This window comes from Paraburkholderia sp., from assembly GCF_036488505.1.
Lineage (GTDB): Bacteria > Pseudomonadota > Gammaproteobacteria > Burkholderiales > Burkholderiaceae > Paraburkholderia.
Genome location: NZ_DASXHN010000298.1, coordinates 23,548 through 30,382 on the forward strand (window position 1 = coordinate 23,548; position 6,835 = coordinate 30,382).

General features: G+C 66.2%; 8 protein-coding genes. 2 read left to right on the top strand and 6 right to left on the bottom strand.

Annotated features, from left to right (window positions below):
• Window positions 1-47: 47 nt before the first annotated feature.
• The 5 genes from VGH68_RS17835 to mltG form a co-directional block, all read right to left on the bottom strand.
• Window positions 48-839 carry a TatD family hydrolase gene (locus VGH68_RS17835; RefSeq protein ID WP_331604985.1) on the bottom strand — a complete coding sequence of 264 codons (792 nt, stop codon included), beginning with the start codon at window positions 837-839 and terminating at the stop codon, window positions 48-50.
• Between the two features lie 94 nt (window positions 840-933).
• The gene (locus VGH68_RS17840; RefSeq protein WP_331604986.1) at window positions 934-1,449 is read right to left on the bottom strand and encodes an N-acetyltransferase family protein; all 516 of its coding nucleotides are present in this window, start codon (window positions 1,447-1,449) and stop codon (window positions 934-936) included.
• Window positions 1,450-1,483: 34 nt separating this feature from the next.
• Complete coding sequence (locus VGH68_RS17845; RefSeq protein WP_331604987.1) at window positions 1,484-2,527, bottom strand: DNA polymerase III subunit delta'; 1,044 nt, start codon at window positions 2,525-2,527, stop codon at window positions 1,484-1,486.
• A gap of 95 nt (window positions 2,528-2,622) precedes the next feature.
• Window positions 2,623-3,243, bottom strand: a complete 621-nt coding sequence (gene tmk, locus VGH68_RS17850; protein ID WP_331604988.1) for a dTMP kinase — start codon at window positions 3,241-3,243, stop codon at window positions 2,623-2,625.
• The gene (gene mltG / locus VGH68_RS17855; protein ID WP_331604989.1) at window positions 3,243-4,253 is read right to left on the bottom strand and encodes an endolytic transglycosylase MltG; all 1,011 of its coding nucleotides are present in this window, start codon (window positions 4,251-4,253) and stop codon (window positions 3,243-3,245) included. The genes tmk and mltG overlap by 1 nt, the downstream gene beginning before the upstream one ends.
• A 77-nt stretch (window positions 4,254-4,330) precedes the next feature.
• On the opposite strand from mltG, the gene VGH68_RS17860 reads away from it, so the two are divergent.
• Together VGH68_RS17860 and VGH68_RS17865 are read left to right on the top strand one after the other, a co-directional pair.
• Entirely contained in the window at window positions 4,331-5,419 is a 1,089-nt protein-coding gene (locus VGH68_RS17860) for a folate-binding protein (protein WP_331604990.1), read from the top strand.
• Between the two features lie 140 nt (window positions 5,420-5,559).
• Window positions 5,560-6,429: an NRDE family protein gene (locus VGH68_RS17865; RefSeq protein ID WP_331604991.1), complete on the top strand. Its 870-nt coding sequence runs from the start codon at window positions 5,560-5,562 to the stop codon at window positions 6,427-6,429.
• Between the two features lie 25 nt (window positions 6,430-6,454).
• Here VGH68_RS17865 and VGH68_RS17870 read toward each other — a convergent pair.
• Window positions 6,455-6,835 (bottom strand): alpha/beta hydrolase fold domain-containing protein (locus tag VGH68_RS17870; protein WP_331604992.1); only part of this gene is annotated, 381 nt, incomplete at its 5' end.

Sequence of the window (6,835 nt, forward strand, 5' to 3'; positions counted from 1 at the left end):
GGATGTTGTCCTGTCCGTTTGATGTTTCTGATGTTTCGCGACTTCCATCAAGCGCCGGCTGGCGCGGGAAGCTTGAACAATCTGAAGAAGTTTTGCGTGGTCGCGGCGGCCAGCGCCTCTTCCGGCATCTCGCGCTGCTGTGCGATGAAGCGTCCGACATAACTGACGTACGCAGGTTCATTGGGCTTGCCGCGATACGGCACCGGCGCGAGATACGGCGAATCGGTCTCGATCAGCAGACGCTCGAGCGGCACGCGGCGCGCGACCTCCTGCACGTCCGTCGCGCTTTTGAACGTGACGATGCCCGACAGCGAAATGTAAAAGTTTTGCGCGAGCGCCTGTTCGGCGATCACCCACGGCTCGGTGAAACAGTGCATCACGCCGCCCGGCTCGCCCGCGCGCTCCTCGGCCATGATCCGCAGCGTGTCTTGCGACGACGCGCGGGTATGGATGATCAGCGGCTTCATCGTCGCGTGCGCGGCGCGGATATGGGTGCGAAAACGCTCGCGCTGCCATTCCATATCGGCGATCGTGCGGCCTTCGAGCCGGTAGTAGTCGAGCCCGGTCTCGCCGATCGCAACGACCTTCGGATGCGCGGCCAGTTCGACCAGTTCGGCCACTGTCGGCTCGCGCATATGCTCGTGATCCGGGTGCACGCCGACCGACGCATAGACGTTCTCGTACCGGCTGGCGATGTCCAGCACGGACGGCAGCGTTTCGAGATCCACCGACACGCACAGCGCGTGCGAGACCGAATGGCTGCGCATGTTCTCCAGTACTTGCGGCAGACGATCACCGAGTCCTTCGAAATTGATATGGCAGTGCGAGTCGACAAACATGATCGGATCCTGCGAAAAAATGAGGCTGGCGGACGGGTGCGGTGTGCGGCTCGGCCGCTCGTAGCAGCCTGGGCGGCGTGCTCGGCCGGCGTAATCAGCCGGCGTGCGCGAGACGCTTGCCGAGAATCAGCAGATCGCGCTCGACGCCATCCAGCACCGCGACGCGCGGCAGCGACCCCCACGTGTCGAAGCCAAAGCCGCGGAACAGCTGCACGCTCGCGTCATTGTGACCGAACACGAAGCCCAGCACGGTATCGATGCCAAGCCCCGGCGCCGCTTCGAGCGATGCCGCCAGCAGTTTCTTGCCGAGGCCCTGGCCGCGCGCGCTTTCATCCAGATAAATGCTGACTTCCGCGGTGCGCTGATAGGCAGGACGGCCGTAGAAATCGGAAAAACTCAGCCAGCCGATCACCCGGCCTGGCTCGCGCGGGTCTTCGACCACCCACAGCGGACGCTTGTGCGGACCATGCGCAAGAAACCACCCGTGCCGGCTTTCGACGCTGACTGGGTCGAGATCGGCGGTGACCTGCCGGGACGGAATGGTCGAGTTGTAGATCGCGACGATCGCGGGCAGATCGTCGAGCGTGGCATCGCGGTAGAAAAGGCTCATGGCGGGGCTGGCTTGAAAAGACGGAGCGAAGCGGCTACGCGAACAGCGCGCGATAGCCGATAAACAGTTCCTCGAACACGAGGCGCGCGTTCAGCGGATGATTTTCGACCGCGCGCTGGCGCGTCACGGTGCGCAGAAAACGCGCGAATGCATGGGCGTCGGCCTGCGACGCGCAGCGCGCGAGCGCCGCGGACGCCTGCGGAAAATAGCGCGGCGCGCCGGCCGTGCATTGCGCGAGCAGATCGTACATCCAGCGCTGCAGCCAGCCGAGCACCATCGGCACCGGCAGTTTCTGCAACGCCTCGCCGCAGGCGAATGCGTCGCACCCGGAGCCGGCCGCGAGCTGCTTGAGCGTCCAGTCGCGCAGCGCGCGGTTCTCGTCGCTGGCGAGCGCAAGCGCCGCCAGCGGCGCGCCGCCCGCTTCGGCGAGCAACGCCGGCGCATCATCGACGCCCTGCGCGGCCAGCCATTGCGCGGCCGCTTGCGGAGCGGGAACGCGCATCGGCCATTGGCGGCAGCGGCTGATGATCGTCGGCAGCAGGCGGTCGACCCGCGCCGATACCATCAGAAACACGACGCCCGCAGGCGGCTCCTCGAGCGTCTTGAGCAACGCGTTGGCCGCCGCGACATTGAGCCCCTCGGCCGGATACAGCACGACCACGCGCGCGCCGCCACGGTGCGAGCCGACGCCCACGAAGTCCAGCAGACCGCGAATCTGCTCGATCCTGATTTCCTTGCTCGGCGCGCGGCTCTTCTTGCCTTCGCCGTCGTCGGCTTTGTCGGCTTTTTCATCGGCGCCGTTCGCGGCGTTGATCGGGCCGGCTTCGGCGGCCAGCGCCTCCGGGACGACGATCCGGTAATCGGGATGATTGCCCTGCGCGAACCAGTTGCACGCCACGCACGCGCGGCACGGCTCGCCATTGGCCTGCGGCGCTTCGCACAGCAGACCCTGCGCGAGGTGCTGCGCGAAGCGCAGCTTGCCGATGCCGGCCTGGCCGTGCAGCAGCAATGCATGCGGCCAGTGGGCACGCAATTGCTGCAGGCGATTCCAGTCATCGGTTTGCCACGGATAAATCATCGTTTGTCTTTATACATCAAGGAGTTGACGGTGTTTCTTGAGGTTCGACGCGAGCTTGGCTGCGATCTACGGATCCTGCCATTATGCGTGTACAATCAGAGAGTTAGAATCAATTCATCAAGTTGTTTCTGAATTCGCGCGATGCTCTGCGACGAGTCGATGATAGCGAAACGGTAAGGCGCCTCTTCGGCGCGGCGCATGTATTCGTCGCGCGTGCGCTCGAAAAACGCCGCCGACTCGCTCTCGAAACGGTCCGGATCGCGCGCGGCGCTGCGCCGCTCGCTGGCGATCGCCGGCGCGAGGTCGAACAGAACGGTCAGGTCGGGCTGGAAACCGCCCTGCACCCAGCGCTCGAGGGTCTCCAGCTTGTCGCGCGGCAAGCCCCGGCCGCCGCCCTGGTACGCAAAGGTCGCGTCGGTGAAACGGTCCGACAGTACCCAGTCGCCGCGCGCGAGCGCCGGCTCGATCACTTCGGCCAGATGCTGGCGGCGCAGCGCGAACATCAGCAAGGCCTCGGTTTCGAGGTCCATCTTCTGATGCAGCACGATCTCGCGAATCTGCTCGCCAAGCGGTGTGCCGCCCGGCTCGCGCGTCATCACGACCGAGCGGCCGGTGGCCGCGAGCTTCGCATCGAGCCGTTCGCGAAACCAGCCCAGATGGGTGGTCTTGCCCGCGCCGTCGATGCCTTCAAACGTAATGAATTTGCCGCGCGCCATCATTGCCCTCGAATGTATTTGTCCACGGCCTTGTTGTGCTCGCCGAGGGTGTCGGAAAAGATGCTGCTGCCGTCACCCCGCGACACGAAGTAAAGCGCATTGCTTTGCGCCGGGTTCAGCGCTGCCTGCAGCGACGCAACGCCCGGCAGCGAAATCGGCGTCGGCGGCAGGCCCATGCGGGTGTAGGTATTGTAGGGAGTGTCGGTTTGCAGATCTTTCTTGCGCAGATGGCCGCTGTAGTTCTCGCCCATCCCGTAGATCACCGTGGGGTCCGTCTGCAGCGGCATCCCCGTGCGCAGACGGTTGGCGAATACCGCGGCGACCATCGGCCGGTCGGACGGCTTGCCGGTTTCCTTTTCGATGATCGACGCCATCGTCAGCGCGTCGTACGGTGTCTTGTACGGCAGACACGGCGCACGGACGAGCCAGGCTTCGTCCAGACGCACGCGCATCAGGCGGTACGAGCGGCGGTAGATATCGAGATCGCTCGTGCCCTTGTCGAACAGATAGGTATCGGGAAAGAACAGCCCCTCGCCGTTGCCGATCGATGCCTCGGGCGCGCCGATCGCGTTCATCAGGTCGGCGTCGCTCATGCCGAGGGTGTCGTGCCTGAGCGCCGGGTTCGCATCGAGCTCGGCGCGCATGCGCTTGAAGGTCCAGCCTTCGATGATCGTCGCGACATACTCGTTGACGTCGCCGCGCGCGATTTTCTGCAGCACGTCATAGGGCGTGATGCCGCTTTTGAACTCGTAATTGCCGGATTTCAGTTCGCCTTGCAGACCGAGCAGCCGCGTCATCGCGATAAACAGTTCGGGTTCGACCGGCACGCCGCCGCGATTGAGTTGCAGCGCGACACTGCGCAGGCTGCTGTGCGGTTTGACGGTGACGTCGAGTTGCGCCGGGTTCAATTCGAGTGGGCTCGTGGCCCAGTGATATCCGGCGGCGACGGCCGCCACGGCCAGCACAACGACAATCGAGCCGGCGACCAGGCATTTCTTCAAAAGGGACATGGAAACGTGACGGGGATGGACTGCATATAATACTTGTTTGCCTTAGCTAAAGTCAGAATTGACTGTTCCGGAAATCCATGAACACACCGCTCGCCAACGCTTCGCGTATTGCTTCCGGGATTGCCTCCGGCATGACGCCCGCCTCCGCCGCTCCCCCTGCCTCCAACCCACTGCCGGTACTGCCGCGCCCATCAGCCGACGAATTCGACGCGATCGCCCGGCATGGCGCGTACATGCCGCTCACGCAGTTCGGCGTGATCGACGTGAGCGGCGACGACGCGGCGAGCTTCCTGCACGGTCAGTTGACCAACGACGTCCAGCATCTCGATGCCGCGCACGCGCGGCTCGCCGGCTATTGTTCGGCCAAGGGCCGGCTGCTCGCGTCGTTTCTCTGCTGGCGCAGCGGCGACACGATCCGTCTGCTGGTGTCGAAGGACCTGCAGGCGGCGGTGCAGAAGCGTCTGTCGATGTTCGTGCTGCGCGCGAAGGCGAAGCTCGCGGACGCGAGCGGCGAGCTCACGGTGGTCGGCCTCGCGGGCGACGTGCGCGGCGCGCTCTCGGGCGTGTTCGACGCGCTGCCCGACGGCGTGCACGTGCAGGTCGACGGCGCGGCGGGCTCGCTGATCCGCGTGCCCGATGCGTTGGGACACCTGCGCTATCTGTGGATCGGACCGAAGGTACAGGTCGACGCGCTGCTGCCGTCGCTCGACGGCAAATTGAAGCGCGTGTCGCCGGCCGTATGGGACTGGCTGGACATCCGCGCGGGCGAGCCGCGCATCACGCAGCCGGTCGTCGAGCAGTTCGTGCCGCAAATGGTCAACTATGACGTGCTCGGCGCGGTGAATTTCCGCAAGGGCTGCTATCCGGGTCAGGAAGTGGTCGCGCGCAGCCAGTATCGCGGCACGATCAAGCGGCGCACGTCGCTCGCCAACGTGGCCGGCGAAGCCGACACGGTGCGCCCGGGCGCGGAGTTGTTCCATTCGGACGATCCGGCCCAGCCGTGCGGGATGGTCGTCAACGCGGCGTGCGCGCAAGGCGGCGGCGTCGATCTGCTGGTCGAGATCAAGCTGGCGGCGCTCGACGGCGGCAGCGTGCATCTGCGCGCGGCCGATGGTCCGGCGCTGCGATTTCTGCCGTTGCCGTACGGGTTGCCGGCCGAGTCCTGAGGGTCGGGCAAAGCACCAGGCGGCGCGATGAGGCGCCGCTTTTTGTTGCCCGGCTTTATTGGCTGCCTGCCGTTTGCTTTATTGTCGTGGGCTTTGCGCGGCAGCCCGCCGCGCACGCTCTCACCGGGAGACGTCCCGCGATGTGTCTGATCGTTTTCGACTGGCGACCCGACGCGGTCGATGGCCCGCTCTTCACGCTCGCCGCAAACCGCGACGAGTTCTTCCGCCGCACCGCCGAGCCGATCGGCTGGTGGCACGACGCGCCGGGTGTGCTGGCGGGCCGCGATCTGATCGGTGGCGGCACCTGGCTCGGGCTGTCGCGCGACGGCCGCTTCGCCGCGCTGACCAATTACCGGGCGCCGGGGGAAATGCGCGCCGATGCGCCGACCCGCGGCACGCTCGTCAGCGACTGGCTGAGCGGCGCCGCGCGCGACGCGGATGGCAACCCGCACGAAACGCCGCTCGCCTATCTGCATCACGTCGCCCGCACCGGCGACATCTACAACGGTTTCAATTTGCTGGTCGGCGACTGGACCCGCCGCGAACTGGCGTGGTATTGCAACCGCGCCAGCCGCGACCGCGCGGGCAACGGCGCAAGCGGCCCCGCGCTGCTCGCGCCGGGCACGCACGGCATCTCGAACGCAGTGCTCGATACCCCTTGGCCGAAGCTCGTCAGAAAGCGCGCGGAGCTGGCCACGCTGCTCGCGCGCGACGCGATGCCCCCCCTCGAAGCCCTGATCGATCTGATGCGCGATCCCCGGGTCGCACGCGACGATGAATTGCCGTCCACCGGTATTGCGCTCGAACGCGAACGGGCGTTGTCGGCGGCGTTCATCGAGTCGCCCGAGTACGGCACGCGCGGCACCACCGCGCTGCGGGTGGCCGCTTATGGCGACGTGATCGGCGTGGCGGTGGCCGAGCGCAGCGACGACAACGGCTCGCACCGGGTGGTGCGGCCGGGAGACTTCGAACGCAGCTTTGCGTTCAATGTGGAGCGCGCGATCGCCTGATCGCCGCAACGCCGGTCCGCCTGCGTCAGCCAAGCCCGAACGCCGCGCGCAGCGCCGCCGCGGCATCCGCATGCGCATGCGCGACTTCGGGCACATAGCCGCCCATCTTGAAGAACTCGTGGATCATTCCCGCATAGCGCCGCAGCGTGACCGCGTTGCCGAGCGTCAGCAGCTTTTCCGCGTAGCAATCGCCTTCGTCGCTCAGCGGGTCGTATTCGGCGGTCGCGATCCATGCGGGCGCGACGCCGCGGAAATCGGGCGCGCCGCGCGCGCCGTCGAGCGGCGCGAAACGCCAGTCGTCGCGATCGCCGGCATCGCGCAGGTACTGCTCGAAAAACCACTGGATCGTGTCGCCCGACAGCAGGAAGCCGTTGGCGAGGCGCGAGTGCGAGTCGGTCTTCTGATG

Excerpts from the sequence above, each read along its gene's own strand:
- tmk (WP_331604988.1), bottom strand. The coding sequence starts at position 3,243 with ATGGCGCGCGGCAAATTCATTACGTTTGAAGGCATCGACGGCGCGGGC.
- VGH68_RS17835 (WP_331604985.1), bottom strand. The coding sequence starts at position 839 with ATGTTTGTCGACTCGCACTGCCATATCAATTTCGAAGGACTCGGTGAT.
- mltG (WP_331604989.1), bottom strand. The coding sequence starts at position 4,253 with ATGTCCCTTTTGAAGAAATGCCTGGTCGCCGGCTCGATTGTCGTTGTG.
- VGH68_RS17860 (WP_331604990.1), top strand. The coding sequence starts at position 4,331 with ATGAACACACCGCTCGCCAACGCTTCGCGTATTGCTTCCGGGATTGCC.
- VGH68_RS17865 (WP_331604991.1), top strand. The coding sequence starts at position 5,560 with ATGTGTCTGATCGTTTTCGACTGGCGACCCGACGCGGTCGATGGCCCG.
- VGH68_RS17845 (WP_331604987.1), bottom strand. The coding sequence starts at position 2,527 with ATGATTTATCCGTGGCAAACCGATGACTGGAATCGCCTGCAGCAATTG.
- VGH68_RS17840 (WP_331604986.1), bottom strand. The coding sequence starts at position 1,449 with ATGAGCCTTTTCTACCGCGATGCCACGCTCGACGATCTGCCCGCGATC.